Below are 14,799 nucleotides of genomic sequence, written 5' to 3'. Positions count from 1 at the left end.
CGCTCGCCTTCTATTTGCTGCGCCGTCCGCTGGGGGCACTTTTCCGGCGGATATACGTTCGGATAAGCAACCGCACAGAAGAGATTTCGGAGACTGACGATGGCTGACATCCGCACTCAACTCACCCGCGCCCGCGAGGCGGCGAACGACATTGCCGGGACCGCGTCCGGCAAGTTCCGCGGCACGGCGGATCGTGCGCGGGAAAGCGCCGGCGACCTTATCCAGACCGGCCGCGAAAAGGCCGGCGACGCCTATGCGGATGCGCGGGACAGGTCGCAGCGGATCGCGGCCCGCGCCAATGAGATCGTCCAGGAACATCCCATCGCCGCCGTTGCGGGCGCCGTGGCGGCCGGGGCCGTCATCGCCTGGATGTTCCCCAGGAGCCGCGCCGCGATGAAGGCCCTGCCCGCCCTTGCCACGAGCGCGGGCACCAGGGTGCTGGAAGCGGCGCTGGCCGCCAAGGCCGTGGCGGCGGAAAATGCGGAAAGCCTGCGCGCCAACGCCGGTGAAGCGCTGCACAATGCGGCCGAGGGAACGAAGGAAGCGGCGGCATCGGCCCGCGACACCGTGGCGTCGGCCGATCTGGGCGCGAAGGCGTCGCGCCTTGCCGACGACGTCGCGGCGCTGGTGGCCGCCAAGGTCGATGCCCTCAGCGAAGCGGTAAAGGCGCGGTTGCCGAAAAGCTGATCGCGCCGCCGCCAAAAGCATGCCGGTCCGACCGCCTGCCCCCTTGGACGGGTGCGGGCGGCCTGCTAGGGTATGGGTTCACCGAACGGGAGAACATAAGATACCATGAGCAAGCTGCACCTTGTAATGGGCGGTCGCGTCAAAAATCCCCAGACGCTGGATTTCGAAGATCTGAACTCGATCGAACTGGTCGGGGTCTATCCCGATTATGCCGCCGCCGAAAATGCCTGGCGCGGCGCGGCGCAGCGGACGGTCGACGATGCGGAGATGCGCTATGTGATCGTGCACCTGCACCGGCTGCTGGAACCCGACCTGCCCAGCGGCTGAGGACCGGGAAAGCGGGCGCTGCTGACAGACCTTCAGGAAAAGGGCTGGGGACGCTTGCGGAAACGCCAGCGCAGCAGCGGCCGCGTCAGCACCAGCCCCACCAGAAAGCCGCCGATATGCGCGGCGATCGCGATCCGGCCAATGTCGCCCAGACCCTGGGCCGTGGCGAAACCGATCATCAGCTGGAGCGCGATCCAGCTCGCCGCCAGCCAGAGCAGGCGGACCAGATTGGCCGACACCGGCCCCACGCGCCGGACCTTCTGCTGGCTGTAAAGCAGCGCATAGGTGGCGATGATCGCCGATATGGCGCCGCTGGCGCCCACCATCGGACTGGTGGAGTGCGGATCGATCGCCCATTGCAGCGCCGTCGCGCCATAGGCTCCCGCGATGTAGAGCAGCAGCGTCCCGCCCTTGTCCAGCACATGCTCCACCTGCCGCCCGCAAAAGACGAACATGAACAGGTTGAAGCCGATATGCAGCCAGTTGGCGTGGACGAGCGTGCAACTGATCGGCGTCAGCCAGACCGGCACCGCCGCCATGCCGGCCAGCAGCGCGCCATCCTCCACCCGCGCCGGGATGAACCCGGCGATGATGGCGGCATTGTCGACCTGCCCCGTCAGATAGAGCAGGAGAAACGCGGCGAAGGTTATCGCCGCGATCCCGTTCGTCATGCGGCCGGCAGGCAGTTTCACGGATGGATCAGATGAAATCGATCTTGTCGACCAGGTAGAATTTGTCGCCCGACGGCACCGACACTTCGACTTCCTCGCCGATCTGGCGGCCGATCAGCGCGCGGCCCAACGGGCTGTTATAGCTGATCATGCCGACCTTGGCGTCCGCCTCGGCCTGGCCGACGATCTGGTATTTCACCGGCTTGTCGTCCTCGTCGAGCAGGGTGACGGTGGCGCCGAACACGACCTTGTCGCCCGAAAGCGTCCTGGGATCGATGATCTGGGCGCGTGACAGCTTGTCTTCCAGATCGGCAATGGTGGCTTCGACCTGGCCCTGACGCTCCTTGGCGGCGTGATATTCGGCATTTTCCGACAGGTCGCCGTGCGCGCGGGCTTCTTCGATGGCGTCCACGATCAACGGCCGCTCGGCCTTCAATTCGCGGAGCTGCTCGTTGAGCTTGTCATAGCCCATCTGCAGCATCGGCATCTTCTCGACGGTCGCCATTCTTGCAAATCCTTCGTCAAAACTTCCCTTTGGCGGCCCCCACCCTGGGGCCGCCCGCAGCATGCTTCCTTGTGCAGGGGATCAGGCTTGCGACACAGGATAATAGGACTGGAGCGAACGCACTTCAAGGGCATGCCCCCGAAGCGCCTCGATGGCGTTCGCCGCCGCGACGCTGGCCGCCGCGGTGGTGAAGCTGGCGACCTTGGCGCGCAGCGCGCTGGTGCGGATCGCCTTGCTGTCCTTGAGCGACTGCCACCCTTCCGTCGTGTTGAAGATCAGGTCGACGTCGCCGTCGGTGATCCTGTCGACGATATGGGGGCGCCCTTCGGCCACCTTGTTGACCGGCTGGACGGCGATGCCCTGCTCCCCCAGATAGCGGGCCGTGCCGCCCGTGGCGATGATGGTGAAGCCCAGCGCCGCCATCTTCTGCACCGCGGGCAGGATCACCGGCTTGTCGCTGTCCTTGACCGACACGAACACCGTGCCGCCCTTGGGCAGGATGGTCCCCGCGCCCAGCTGCGCCTTGGCGAAGGCGGTGGCGAAATCGCTGTCGATGCCCATGACTTCGCCGGTGCTCTTCATTTCCGGCGAGAGGACCGGATCGACGCCGGGGAAGCGAGCGAAAGGGAAGACGGCTTCCTTGACCGCGATATGACCGATGGCGTTCCGGTCTATCCTCGGCAGGTCTTTCAGCTTCTCGCCCGCCATCACGCGGCTTGCGATCTTGGCGATGGGGGTGCCGATGGCCTTGGCGACGAAGGGCACCGTCCGGCTGGCGCGGGGATTGACCTCGATCAGGTAAACGACGCCATCCTTGACCGCGAACTGGATGTTCATCAGGCCGCGGACCGACAGGGCGCGGGCCAGGACGTCGGCCTGACGCTCGATCTCCGCGATAATGCCGTCCGACAGGCTGTAGGGCGGCAGCGAGCAGGCGGAGTCGCCGGAATGGACGCCCGCCTCCTCGATATGTTGGAGCACGCCGGCGACCACCACGTCGTCGCCGTCGCAGAGCGCGTCCACATCCACCTCCACCGCGTCGCGCAGATATTGGTCGATCAGGACCGGAGAGTCGCCCGACACCTGAACGGCGGTGGCGATATATTCCTCCAGTTGCGCCTGGCCGTCGACAATCTCCATGGCGCGGCCGCCAAGGACATAGGAGGGGCGCATGAGGACCGGATAGCCGATGCGGTTGGCGACGGCGATGGCCTCCTCGCGGCTGCGGGCGATGCCGTTGGCCGGCTGCTTGAGCTTGAGCTTGTCGATGAGGGCGGCGAACCGCTCGCGATCTTCGGCAAGGTCGATGGCGTCGGGGCTGGTGCCCAGGATCGGCACGCCCGCATCCTCCAGCGCCTGCGCCAGCTTGAGCGGCGTCTGGCCGCCGAACTGGACGATGACGCCGGCCAGCGTGCCGTTCGACATTTCGACGCTGAGGATTTCCAACACGTCTTCGGCGGTCAGGGGTTCGAAATAGAGGCGATCCGAGGTGTCGTAGTCGGTCGACACCGTTTCGGGGTTGCAGTTGACCATGATCGTCTCGTAACCGGCCTCGCTGAGCGCGAAGCAGGCGTGGACGCAGCAATAGTCGAACTCGATCCCCTGCCCGATCCGGTTGGGACCGCCGCCCAGGATCACCACCTTCTTCCGGTCGCTGGGCTGCGCCTCATTTTCCGCCTCGCCGAAGATCGGAGCTTCGTAGGTCGAATACATATAGGGCGTCTTCGCCTCGAACTCGGCGGCGCAGGTGTCGATGCGCTTGAAGACCGGACGCACGCCCAGCCGGTGGCGCAGGGCGCGAACCTCATCCTCGGTGACGCCGCCGGTCATGGCCTTGACCGCTTCGTGGATCAGGCCCGAACCGCGCGCGATGCCCCGCTCCATGCCGCGCAGATTGGCGGACTTGAGCGCCAGATAAGCGAGGCGCTTGTCGGAGAAGCCCATGGATTTCAGGCGGCGCATGCCGTCCGCGTCCTGCGGCAGGCCGTTGCTGAGGATTTCGGCCTCCGCATCGATGATTTCCTTGATCCGCTCCAGGAACCAGGGATCGAACTTGGCGATGGCGTGGATTTCCGCGACGGTCAGCCCCTCGCGCAGGGCCTGCGCGGCTACCAGCAGGCGGTCCGGGGTCGGCTGGGCCAGGGCGGCGACGATGTCGTCCTTGGGCGCGCCCTCCAGATGATCGACATTGTTGAAGCCGGAAAGGCCGGTTTCCAGGCCGCGCAGCGCCTTCTGCATCGATTCATGGATGTTGCGGCCGATGGCCATCACCTCGCCCACCGACTTCATCGCGGTGCCGAGCAGCGGCTCGGACCCCTTGAACTTTTCGAAGGCGAAGCGCGGAATCTTGGTCACGACATAGTCGATGGTCGGCTCGAAGCTGGCCGGGGTCGCGCCGGTGATGTCGTTCTCGATCTCGTCCAGCGTATAGCCGACGGCCAGCTTCGCCGCGACCTTGGCGATGGGGAAGCCGGTCGCCTTCGACGCCAGCGCCGAAGAACGGGAGACGCGGGGGTTCATCTCGATGACGATCAGGCGGCCATCCTTCGGATTGACTGCGAACTGTACGTTCGAACCGCCTGTTTCCACGCCGATTTCACGCAGCACCGCGATGCTCGCGTTGCGCATGATTTGATATTCCTTGTCGGTCAGCGTCAGCGCGGGCGCGACGGTGATGGAATCGCCGGTATGGACGCCCATCGGGTCGACATTTTCGATCGAGCAGATGATGATGGCATTGTCGTTCCGGTCCCGGACGACCTCCATCTCATATTCCTTCCAGCCGAGGAGCGACTCTTCGATCAGCACTTCGGTGGTTGGCGAGGCGTCGAGGCCTTCGGCGACGATCCGCTTGAACTCTTCCTTGTTGTAGGCGACGCCGCCGCCGGTGCCGCCGAGCGTGAAGCTGGGGCGGATGATGGAGGGAAGCCCAGTGAATTCCAGGGCCTCCAGCGCCTCTTCCATCGTGTGGGCGATGCGCGAGCGGGCGGATTCCAGGCCGATCTTGTCCATCGCGTCGCGGAATTTCAGGCGGTCCTCGGCCTTGTCGATGGCGGCCGCGTCGGCGCCGATCATCTTGACGCCGAACTTGTCCAGCGTGCCGTCATTGAAGAGCGCCAGCGCCGTGTTGAGCGCGGTCTGGCCGCCCATGGTCGGCAGCACCGCGTCGGGGCGTTCCTTCTCGATGATCTTCGCCACGATTTCGGGCGTGATCGGCTCGACATAGGTGGCGTCGGCAAATTCCGGGTCGGTCATGATGGTGGCCGGGTTGGAATTCACCAGGATGATGCGATAGCCCTCTTCCTTGAGCGCCTTCACCGCCTGCGTGCCCGAATAGTCGAACTCGCAAGCCTGACCGATGATGATCGGGCCCGCGCCGATGATGAGGATGGAGGAGATGTCGGTGCGTTTGGGCATTATTTCGTCTATGTCCTACAAATCATTCCACCCACTAGGGGGACCGCGTGAAAAAACCTGGCTCAAACCCAGCTGATTATGCTGACATGGATGCTTACAGTTCAATTAGAAGCATAAAAGAAATCATAGGAACCGGCATTCTAAGTTCAGAAGGTAGCCAAAGCCCATTCTTTCGTCCTTGCATTACACAAATCCTAATTGAATTAAGCGACTTGCTACAAAAATCAGCCAACAGAGGAAATCGGATATCTTTCAAGGATGATATTTCACCTGTGAATGGCAAAGAGCGCGACGTCACCGATTTGATCAATGATTGCCGCAATGCTGCTTGCCATATCTCCAGTGGAAATCACATCTTCGAACAAAATAAGTTTACCTTCAACGTGATGGTGGGGTATTGCCCCAATGCATTCAAGATCAACGATGTTACCATAGGTAGCGACTATCATGACGATATCGCGATAATGTGGGGCGGACTGAAATTGTATGCGGGTCGCCACATCCTACGAGCCTATCAGGAAGCCGTCCCACATTTTCCGGACCCGTGGTCACGATCTTAAACCCTCCACAAACCGCTGGAACAGGTAGAAGCTGTCCTGCGGGCCGGGCGAGGCTTCGGGGTGGTACTGGACCGAGAAGGCCCTTTTATCCGTCAGTTCGATGCCGCAATTGCTGCCGTCGAAGAGCGACACATGGGTCGGCTTCACATTGGCGGGCAGCGTGTCGGCGTCCACCGCGAAGCCGTGGTTCATCGAGGTGATCTCGACCAGGCCGTCGGACAGGCGCTTGACCGGGTGGTTGGCGCCGCGATGGCCCTGGTGCATCTTGATCGTCTTCGCGCCCGCCGCCAGCGCCAGCATCTGGTGGCCGAGGCAGATGCCGAAGATAGGCTTGCCGGCTTCCAGCACCTTCCGGATCACCGGCACGGCATATTCGCCGGTTGCGGCCGGATCGCCGGGGCCGTTGGAGAGGAAGACGCCGTCGGGATTCTGCTCCATCACCTGTTCGAAGCTGGCGGTGGCGGGCAGGACGGTGACGCGGGCGCCGGCCTTTACGAGGTTGCGGAAGATGTTGTTCTTCGCGCCATAATCGATGGCGACGACATGGGGGCGCTCTTCACCGGCTTCATCGAGGCCGTAGCCGAAGCCCAGCTTCCACACGCCGTCTTTCCACAGGCGGCTTTCCTTGGCGGAGACTTCGATGGCGAGGTCCATACCCTCCAGACCCGGCCAGGCGGCGGCCTTGTTGGCGAGCGCTTCGATGTCGAACCGCCCCTGCGGATCGTGCGCGATCACGACATTGGGCGCGCCCTTCAGGCGGATCATGCGGGTCAGGGCGCGGGTGTCGACCCCGGAAAGGCCGATGCGGCCATTTTCCTTCATCCACTGGTCGAAGGGTTCGACATTGCGGAAATTGCTGGGTTCAGTGACGTCCTGCCGCACGACGCAGCCCAGCGCGTGGGGCAGGTCGGCCTCCACATCGTCCAGGTTGGTGCCGACATTGCCGATATGCGGGAAGGTGAAGGTGACGATCTGGCCCGCATAGCTGGGGTCGGTCATCACTTCCTGATAGCCGGTCATCGCCGTGTTGAAGCAAAGCTCGCCCACCGCATCGCCGACAGCGCCGAAACCGCGGCCGAACACCGCCGAGCCATCGGCGAAAACCAATACCCCTGTCGCTCCTTTGGGCACAATGAGGGTCTTGGCGTTCGCCATGGTCATATCGTCCTTTATGCTTTTGCGGGAACCCGTCTGAAGCGGGTTAAACGGCCGGTCACCTATGCGGGTGAGGCCGCCGGGTCAACTCCTGTTAAAAATCTCTTTTGGCGTTATATCTGGACCTTTCCGGAAGAGACAGGATTCATTCGCATGATTCGCGACGAGATTAAGAGCGCCCAGGTCGCCGCCATGAAGGCCGGGGAGAAGGATCGGCTGGCCGCCGTGCGCCTGATCCTGGCGAAGCTGAAGGACCGGGATATCGAGTTGCGCACCGCCTCGAACGTGCCGGATGACGATGTGATCGTGGTCGAGGTGTTGCAGAAGATGGCGAAGCAGCGGCGCGAATCCATCGAGATGTTCAGGAATGGCGGGCGCGACGAGCTGGCGGCGAAGGAGCAGGCGGAGCTGGACGTGATCGACAGCTTCCTGCCGCAGCAGCTCAGCGAGGATGAGACCAAGGCCGCCATCGAGGGGATCAAGGCAGAGGTAGGCGCCGCGAGCGTCAAGGATATGGGCAAGGTCATGGCCGTGCTGAAGGAACGGCACGGGTCGGTGATCGATATGAGCAAGGCCAGCGGGTTGGTGAAGGCGGCACTTTCTTAAAGGGGTTTGGCGGGAGCGCGGCATTTTTGACCGCCTCCCTTATTCCGACCCCCGTTCGTTTCGAGCGTAGTCGAGAAACGGAAAGCGGACACATATCGTTTCTCGACTACGCTCGAAACGAACGGAGGGGGGCGAAACGAACGGTGGGGGTATGTGCGGCTCGACATCGGCGCTTGTTCCGGCATAATCAAATCATGGCGTTCTGGACTTACATGCTGCGATGCTCGGACGGGCGCTATTATACAGGGCATACCGACGATCTGGAGCATCGGATAGGACAGCATCAGTCAGGGCAAGGAAGCCAGTTTACGCGTAGGCGTTTGCCGGTGACGCTCGTTTGGAGCGAGGCTTTTTCTTCGCGGATCGAAGCCTTGGAGGCGGAGCGGATCGTTGGCGGCTGGTCGCGCGCCAAGAAGGAAGCAATGATAGCGGGGAATTGGTCTTCAGTGTCTCATTTCGCCCGGCCGCCGCGTGAGCGTTTCTCGACCTCGGCCTGTCCTGAGCGCCTGCCTTCGCAGGCAGTCGAAGGGCTCGAAACGAACGGGTGTGGGGGAGATGAATTCAGGGGCGAGGATGCCAGCTAAGCATGAGCCTATCCCCCGCCTTCCTGGATGAACTGCGCGCCCGCACCTCGCTGTCCACCCTGATCGGGCGGACGGTGAAGGTGCAGAAGGCGGGGCGCGAATATAAGGCCTGTTGCCCTTTCCATAACGAAAAGACGCCCAGCTTCACCATCAACGACGAAAAGGGCTTCTACCACTGTTTCGGCTGCGGGGCGCATGGCGACGCGATCCGCTGGATGACCGATCAGCGCGGCCTGCCCTTCATGGAGGCGGTGAAGGAACTGGCGCAGGCGGCGGGCATGGAGGTTCCCGCGCCCGATCCCCGCGCCGCCAAGCGGGCGGAGCAGGCCAAGGGGCTGCACGACGTCATGGCCGCGGCGCAGGGCTTTTTCGAGGAGCAGCTTGGCGGGATAGAGGGTGGGGAGGCGCGGGCCTATCTCCAGAAGCGGGGGATAAGCGCGGCGACCGCCAAGGCCTTCGGGTTCGGATTTTCCCCTGACGGGCGCGGGCGGCTGAAGGCGGCGCTCAAGGATTTCGGCGAGCCTCTGCTGATCGAGGCGGGATTGCTGATCGATCCCGATGGCGCGGAGCCGGACGGGGGCAGGAAACGCGACAGCTATGACCGTTTCCGCGGCCGGCTGATGCTGCCGATCCGGGACATTCGCGGCCGGGAGATCGCCTTTGGCGGGCGCATATTGGGCGCGGGCGAGCCCAAATATCTGAACTCCCCCGACACGCCCCTCTTCGACAAGGGGCGGACGCTCTACAATATCGACCGGGCATCCCCCGCCAGCCGCCAGACGGAACGGATCATCGTCGTGGAGGGCTATATGGACGTGATCGCCCTCGCCCAGGCCGGATTTGAGGAAGCGGTGGCGCCATTGGGCACCGCGCTGACCGAACATCAGATAGAGCGGCTCTGGAAGATGGCCGATGTGCCGATCCTCTGCTTCGACGGCGATTCGGCGGGGCAGAAGGCGGCGATCCGGGCGGCGACGCGCGCCTTGCCGCTGCTGCGGCCGGGGATGAGCCTGGCCTTCGCGACGCTGCCGGCAGGCAAAGACCCGGACGACCTGATCCGCGCCGAAGGGCCTGCCGCCATGGAAACGGTGCTGGGCGCGGCCGAACCGCTGGTCGAGCGGCTATGGAAATATGAACGGGCCGCCGCTCCGCTGGACACGCCGGAACAGCGCGCCGCGCTCAAGCAGCGCCTTTCCGCGATCACCGACGCCATCGCCCATCCCGACGTGCGGGCGCATTATGTCCACGCCTTTCGGGAACGCTATGACGCGCTGTTCTTTGCGCGGGCGGCATTCCAGCCCCGTCATCAGCGCGGCGGGAGCGGCGCCCGCTCCGGCTGGCAGCGCGACCGGCGGGGCAATTGGAAGCCCCCCCTTCCCCCCGCCGGAAGCGAGGCGCGGGCGATCGGCGCCAGCGGCATGGAGCAACGCCTGCTGCGCGCCGTGCTGGCCAGCCTGTTGCGGCATCCCGAACAGATTGCGCTGCATCGCGAGATGCTTGCGGGGCTTCGCATCGCCGACCCCGTGCTGGCGGAATTGCTGAACGCGATGATCGCCGCGTCGTTCGGCAAAGAAACAGTTGAAACCGATGGCCTCCTTACCATATTGGGGCAAGGTGAAGTGTATAATATGGCAAAGGGGATGCTCCGGGCCGACACGTTCACATTCACCCCCCACAGAAGCAAGGCCGACTCGGATCGCGTGCGGCGCGATCTGGACGAGGCGATTCGGGTGATGGCGCAGGGACCGGAGCTGGAGGCGGCGTTGGCGGAGGCCACACGGCGGGCGACAGACGACCTCAACGAGGACAGCTTTGCCGAACAGCAAAGGGTCCGCCGGTTGAAGCTGGATCATGATCGCCGCCTGGCGGAACTGGCGCAGTCCGAAGATATTATATGATATGGATCGTCCCTTTCACGGGGGCGGCGGAATTAAGGCGAATAAATGGCGAGCAAGGCGAACGGCAAGGGTGCGGGCGAAGATCAGGATACCGGCGATGCGCCGCTGCTGGATCTGAACGAGGCGTCGGTCAAGAAGCTGATCGCCCGCGCGAAGAAGCGCGGCTACATCACCTATGACGAGTTGAACGACGCGCTGCCGCAGGACCAGATGTCCTCCGAACAGATCGAGGACATCATGTCCGCGCTCAACGAAATGGGCGTCAACATCGTCGAGAATGAGGAAGCCGGCGAGGACGGCGACGACCAGCGCGACGACGGCGACGACGACAGCGCGGACGACAGCGCCGATGATGACGGCTCGCCGCGTCCCGTCACCGAGAAGAAGAAGGAAACGGTCGACCGGACGGACGACCCCGTGCGCATGTACCTGCGCGAAATGGGGGCGGTGGAACTGCTCAGCCGCGAGGGCGAGATCGCCATCGCCAAGCGGATCGAGGCGGGCCGGGACACGATGATCCTGGGGCTGTGCGAAAGCCCGACCACCTTCAACGCGATCATCGAATGGTCGACCGCCCTCAACAATGGCGAGATGCAGTTGCGCGAGATCCTCGATCTCGACGCGATGCTGTCCAAGGATCCGGCCCCGGAAAATCTGGAGGAGGGCGCCGAGGACGACGATGGCGAGATCAGCGAGAAGACCGCCGGCCCCAGCTTCAAGGAAGAGGAGGAGCCGGAGGAGGAATCCGCCGATACCGACGAGGATGAGGACGGCCTGACCGAGCGGCGCGCCCGCCGGATGGAAGAGGAGGAAGAGGAGGACAACACCCTTTCCCTCGCCCAGATGGAAGAGACGCTGAAACCGATGGCGCTGGAGAAATTCGCGACCATCACGGAGATTTTCCGCACCTTCTCCAAGGCGCAGGAATCGCGCATGGCCGCCATGGCCAATGGCGAGACGCTGAGCCAGAAGGCGGAGGACGACTATCAGGAACTGCGCGAGCAGCTCACCGCCGAGGTCGAAAGCGTCCAGTTCCACCAGCAGAAGATCGAATATCTGGTCGACCAGCTCTATGCCTATAACCGGCGCCTGACCGCGCTGGGCGGGCAGATGCTGCGCCTGGCCGAGCGGCACAAGGTCAGCCGCAAGGATTTCCTCGACCGCTATGTGAACCATGAGCTGGACGATGGCTGGCTCGACAAGGTGTCGGGCTTGGACAAGAAGTGGGCGGCCTTCGCCGCTGCCGAGGGACGCGCCGTGGAGCGCATCCGCGTCGAGGTGAGCGAGATCGCGCAGGCGACAGGCATGTCGCTTTCCGAATTCCGCCGCATCGTCAACATGGTGCAGAAGGGCGAGCGCGAGGCGCGCATCGCGAAGAAGGAAATGGTCGAGGCGAACCTGCGCCTCGTCATCTCCATCGCTAAAAAATATACGAACCGCGGCCTGCAATTCCTTGATCTTATTCAGGAAGGCAATATCGGCCTGATGAAGGCGGTCGATAAGTTCGAATATCGGCGCGGCTACAAGTTCAGCACCTACGCCACCTGGTGGATCAGGCAGGCGATCACCCGATCCATCGCGGACCAGGCGCGGACCATCCGCATCCCGGTCCACATGATCGAGACGATCAACAAGCTGGTCCGCACGTCCCGCCAGTTCCTGCACGAACAGGGTCGCGAACCGACTCCGGAGGAGATGGCCGAGCGCCTGTCCATGCCGCTGGAGAAGGTGCGCAAGGTGATGAAGATCGCCAAGGAACCGATCTCCCTGGAAACGCCGATCGGCGACGAGGAGGATTCGCACCTGGGCGACTTCATCGAGGACAAGAATGCGATCATCCCCGTGGATGCCGCGATCCAGGCGAACCTCAAGGAAACCGTGACCCGCGTCCTCGCGTCGCTGACGCCCCGCGAGGAGCGCGTGCTGCGCATGCGCTTCGGCATCGGCATGAACACAGACCATACGCTGGAGGAAGTGGGCCAGCAGTTCAGCGTGACCCGCGAACGCATCCGCCAGATCGAGGCGAAGGCGCTGCGCAAGCTGAAGCACCCCAGCCGCAGCCGCAAGATGCGCAGCTTCCTCGACCAATAAGGGCGTATCGGCAGGCCGAGGCCGGGATACGGCGGAATGATCCGAAAGGGCGGCTTTTGGCCGCCCTTTTTTACTGGCGTAAACTCCTCTTTTACCTCGACTCTCTACGGTCGCGGAATGTGGCTCCGCTGGTTGTCCGGCGCGTGCAGGGGAAGATGATGAGCGAAGCAGCACCGCGCTATCAATTTGGCGATGTATCGCAGATTCTGGACGCCGTGGTCGCCGCCGACGGCACCGCCGGCCATGGCTATGCCAGCGGCGCGCGGGCGAGTTTCGGGCCGAATGCCGCGCTGTCGCTGCCCGACCTGGCGGACGCGGCCTATTATCTCTGCCTGCTCCATGGCCGTCATCCCGGCGTGATCGACCATGCCGCCACGCGCTCTGCCGACAATGCGGCGCGGGCCTGGCTGGTCCAGGCGGCCGACGCCTTCGCGCGGGAACGGGCCTATCTGACCCAGGTGACGGTCGCCGTCGGCCCCGCTCCCAGCACCGCAGGGCAGAGCGATTGCGAAACCGTCGTCAGCCAGCAGCGCCACGCGCTCGACATGCTGGCCCAGTCGGACCGGCGCGGCTGCGCCATGGGGGCAGCCATCGCGCTGGTGCTCGACTGGCGGGCGGTGCGGCACGTGCTGGACATCGCCGCGATTCGCGTCGGGCTGGAACCCCATCTCTGCGACCTTCCGGATCGCGCCGCGACGCTGGAGGTCGCCAGGCAGATCGGCGGCGACGACGCCATCGACCGCGCCATCCTGTTCGGAACGCGCCAGTTGCTCAACCAGCATCGCGGGCTGTGGGACGTGCTTCAGGCCCGCGCCGGGATCCGCGCCGGCAAGGATCAGACGCTGAACCGCGCATAAAGGCTTTGCGCTCATCCCCTGCTTTGCCATAGTTGGCGCGACGCAGGCAGGATGAGAAACAGGAATATGCGGTTCGAAGGCACGCAGGATTATGTCGCCACCGACGATCTGAAGGTCGCGGTCAACGCTGCGGTGCTGCTTCGCCGCCCCCTGCTGGTGAAGGGGGAGCCGGGCACCGGCAAGACCGTTCTGGCGCAGGAAATCGCCAAGGCCCTCGACGCGCCGCTGATCGAATGGAATGTCAAGTCGACGACCAAGGCGCATCAGGGCCTTTATGAATATGACGCCGTCGCCCGGCTGCGCGACGGCCAGCTTGGCGACCAGCGCGTTCACGACATCGGCAATTATATCCGCAAGGGCAAGCTGTGGGAGGCGTTCACATCCCCCACCCTTCCGGTGCTGCTAATCGACGAGATCGACAAGGCCGACATCGAATTCCCCAACGACCTGTTGCAGGAACTCGACCGCATGGCCTTCCACGTCTATGAAACGGGAGAGACCGTGGCGGCGAAGGAACGGCCGGTGGTCGTCATCACCTCCAACAATGAGAAGGAACTGCCCGACGCCTTTCTGCGCCGCTGTTTCTTCCACTATATCAAATTCCCCGACCGGGAGACGATGCAGGCCATCATCGACGTGCATTTCCCCGGCATCCAGAAGATATTGGTCAACCGCGCGCTGGAGATCTTCTACGAAATCCGCGAAGTTCCCGGCCTCAAGAAGAAGCCCTCGACCAGCGAACTGCTCGACTGGCTGAAGCTGATCCTGGCGGAGGACATGCCGCTCGAGGTGTTGCAGGATCGCGATCCCACCAAGGCGATCCCGCCGCTGCACGGCGCCCTGCTCAAGAATGAGCAGGACATCATGATGTTCGAACGGCTGGCCTTCATGGCCAGGCGGCAGGGACGGTAGGGGCCGCTCCCCTCCCGCCCATCGGAAAGGCCCGAACCATGCCTCATCAAGCCGGATGCCTGTGCGGAAGGGTGCGGATAGCCATCGACGCGGAACCTCTGGCGGCGCGCATGTGCTGGTGCCGGCTCTGCCAATATCTGGGGGGCGGATCGGGGACCGTGAACGTCTGCTTCCCGTCCGACAAGCTGACGGTCACGGGCGAGGTGCGCTGGCATCACAGCATCGCGGACAGCGGCACGGCGATGCGGCGCGGCTTCTGCCCCGAATGCGGCACGCCGCTCTTCAGCCTGGCCGAATCGCGCCCGCACCTGAGCTTCATCCGGGCGGGAGCGCTGGACGATCCCGATCTTCTGGCCCCTCAGGCGGTCATCTGGACCGACGCAGCGCCCGATTGGGCGCATCTGGACCCTGATCTGCCCCATTATCCGGCACAAATCCCTCCCATAGCCTGAAAGGCCGCTTGCGCCGCCGGTGCATTTCGGCTCAACTTCCCTTCTGACATTCAAAGCCGCGAAAAGACGGCCATGAA

At 63.8% G+C, this 14,799-nt stretch carries 14 protein-coding genes; 10 read left to right on the top strand and 4 right to left on the bottom strand.

The genetic code is table 11. The features are described from left to right. Window positions 1-99: 99 nt before the first annotated feature. Both L286_RS44210 and L286_RS44205 read left to right on the top strand, forming a co-directional pair. A complete protein-coding gene (locus tag L286_RS44210) occupies window positions 100-687 on the top strand; it encodes a DUF883 family protein (protein ID WP_007683278.1) in 588 nt (195 codons plus the stop codon). Between the two features lie 105 nt (window positions 688-792). Further along, window positions 793-1,014 carry a DUF4170 domain-containing protein gene (locus tag L286_RS44205; RefSeq protein WP_007683280.1) on the top strand — a complete coding sequence of 74 codons (222 nt, stop codon included), beginning with the start codon at window positions 793-795 and terminating at the stop codon, window positions 1,012-1,014. Between the two features lie 32 nt (window positions 1,015-1,046). Here the strand turns inward: L286_RS44205 and L286_RS44200 are convergent, their stop codons facing one another. From L286_RS44200 to carB, 3 genes are all read right to left on the bottom strand, one after another. Continuing rightward, window positions 1,047-1,685, bottom strand: a complete 639-nt coding sequence (locus L286_RS44200; protein ID WP_013039824.1) for a rhomboid family intramembrane serine protease — start codon at window positions 1,683-1,685, stop codon at window positions 1,047-1,049. Window positions 1,686-1,713: 28 nt separating this feature from the next. Next, window positions 1,714-2,190, bottom strand: a complete 477-nt coding sequence (gene greA, locus L286_RS44195) for a transcription elongation factor GreA (protein ID WP_013039823.1) — start codon at window positions 2,188-2,190, stop codon at window positions 1,714-1,716. An 81-nt stretch (window positions 2,191-2,271) separates the two neighbouring features. Continuing rightward, window positions 2,272-5,607 carry a carbamoyl-phosphate synthase large subunit gene (gene carB, locus L286_RS44190; protein WP_020818865.1) on the bottom strand — a complete coding sequence of 1,112 codons (3,336 nt, stop codon included), beginning with the start codon at window positions 5,605-5,607 and terminating at the stop codon, window positions 2,272-2,274. A gap of 47 nt (window positions 5,608-5,654) precedes the next feature. Between carB and L286_RS48700 the strand changes: the two genes are divergently transcribed. Further along, window positions 5,655-6,167 (top strand): hypothetical protein, encoded by a 513-nt coding sequence (locus L286_RS48700; RefSeq protein WP_152520582.1) that lies wholly within the window; start codon window positions 5,655-5,657, stop codon window positions 6,165-6,167. On the opposite strand, the gene carA is transcribed toward L286_RS48700, so the two are convergent. Then, window positions 6,156-7,322, bottom strand: coding sequence for a glutamine-hydrolyzing carbamoyl-phosphate synthase small subunit (carA, locus tag L286_RS44180; RefSeq protein ID WP_025161100.1), 1,167 nt, complete (start codon window positions 7,320-7,322; stop codon window positions 6,156-6,158). The two genes, L286_RS48700 and carA, sit on opposite strands and share 12 nt — an antisense overlap. A 153-nt stretch (window positions 7,323-7,475) precedes the next feature. Here carA and L286_RS44175 point away from each other — a divergent pair, with 153 nt between their 5' ends. The 7 genes from L286_RS44175 to L286_RS44150 all read left to right on the top strand — a co-directional run bounded on the left by L286_RS44175 (window position 7,476) and on the right by L286_RS44150 (window position 14,722). After that, on the top strand, window positions 7,476-7,928 hold the full coding sequence (locus L286_RS44175; protein ID WP_020818867.1) for a GatB/YqeY domain-containing protein: 453 nt from the start codon (window positions 7,476-7,478) through the stop codon (window positions 7,926-7,928). A 194-nt stretch (window positions 7,929-8,122) separates the two neighbouring features. Then, window positions 8,123-8,512 carry a GIY-YIG nuclease family protein gene (locus L286_RS48130; protein ID WP_020818868.1) on the top strand — a complete coding sequence of 130 codons (390 nt, stop codon included), beginning with the start codon at window positions 8,123-8,125 and terminating at the stop codon, window positions 8,510-8,512. A gap of 2 nt (window positions 8,513-8,514) precedes the next feature. Continuing rightward, the gene (gene dnaG, locus L286_RS44170; protein ID WP_020818869.1) at window positions 8,515-10,410 is read left to right on the top strand and encodes a DNA primase; all 1,896 of its coding nucleotides are present in this window, start codon (window positions 8,515-8,517) and stop codon (window positions 10,408-10,410) included. Window positions 10,411-10,455: 45 nt separating this feature from the next. Continuing rightward, window positions 10,456-12,501: an RNA polymerase sigma factor RpoD gene (gene rpoD / locus L286_RS44165; protein ID WP_013039816.1), complete on the top strand. Its 2,046-nt coding sequence runs from the start codon at window positions 10,456-10,458 to the stop codon at window positions 12,499-12,501. 158 nt (window positions 12,502-12,659) lie between these two features. After that, entirely contained in the window at window positions 12,660-13,358 is a 699-nt protein-coding gene (locus L286_RS44160) for a DUF6975 family protein (protein ID WP_020818870.1), read from the top strand. A gap of 66 nt (window positions 13,359-13,424) precedes the next feature. Further along, a complete protein-coding gene (locus tag L286_RS44155) occupies window positions 13,425-14,270 on the top strand; it encodes an AAA family ATPase (RefSeq protein ID WP_020818871.1) in 846 nt (281 codons plus the stop codon). A gap of 38 nt (window positions 14,271-14,308) precedes the next feature. Further along, a complete protein-coding gene (locus L286_RS44150) occupies window positions 14,309-14,722 on the top strand; it encodes a GFA family protein (RefSeq protein WP_025161101.1) in 414 nt (137 codons plus the stop codon). Window positions 14,723-14,799: the final 77 nt, after the last annotated feature.

The organism is Sphingobium sp. HDIP04 (assembly GCF_000445085.1).
Taxonomy (GTDB): domain Bacteria; phylum Pseudomonadota; class Alphaproteobacteria; order Sphingomonadales; family Sphingomonadaceae; genus Sphingobium; species Sphingobium indicum.
This window is presented reverse-complemented; position numbering and strand designations above follow the sequence as displayed.

Coding starts and splice junctions, on each gene's coding strand:
- L286_RS48130 (WP_020818868.1), top strand. CDS start 8,123: ATGGCGTTCTGGACTTACATGCTGCGATGCTCGGACGGGCGCTATTAT.
- L286_RS44175 (WP_020818867.1), top strand. CDS start 7,476: ATGATTCGCGACGAGATTAAGAGCGCCCAGGTCGCCGCCATGAAGGCC.
- L286_RS44210 (WP_007683278.1), top strand. CDS start 100: ATGGCTGACATCCGCACTCAACTCACCCGCGCCCGCGAGGCGGCGAAC.
- L286_RS44205 (WP_007683280.1), top strand. CDS start 793: ATGAGCAAGCTGCACCTTGTAATGGGCGGTCGCGTCAAAAATCCCCAG.
- L286_RS44155 (WP_020818871.1), top strand. CDS start 13,425: ATGCGGTTCGAAGGCACGCAGGATTATGTCGCCACCGACGATCTGAAG.
- L286_RS44150 (WP_025161101.1), top strand. CDS start 14,309: ATGCCTCATCAAGCCGGATGCCTGTGCGGAAGGGTGCGGATAGCCATC.
- L286_RS44200 (WP_013039824.1), bottom strand. CDS start 1,685: ATGACGAACGGGATCGCGGCGATAACCTTCGCCGCGTTTCTCCTGCTC.
- dnaG (WP_020818869.1), top strand. CDS start 8,515: ATGAGCCTATCCCCCGCCTTCCTGGATGAACTGCGCGCCCGCACCTCG.
- carB (WP_020818865.1), bottom strand. CDS start 5,607: ATGCCCAAACGCACCGACATCTCCTCCATCCTCATCATCGGCGCGGGC.
- L286_RS44160 (WP_020818870.1), top strand. CDS start 12,660: ATGAGCGAAGCAGCACCGCGCTATCAATTTGGCGATGTATCGCAGATT.
- rpoD (WP_013039816.1), top strand. CDS start 10,456: ATGGCGAGCAAGGCGAACGGCAAGGGTGCGGGCGAAGATCAGGATACC.
- carA (WP_025161100.1), bottom strand. CDS start 7,322: ATGGCGAACGCCAAGACCCTCATTGTGCCCAAAGGAGCGACAGGGGTA.
- greA (WP_013039823.1), bottom strand. CDS start 2,190: ATGGCGACCGTCGAGAAGATGCCGATGCTGCAGATGGGCTATGACAAG.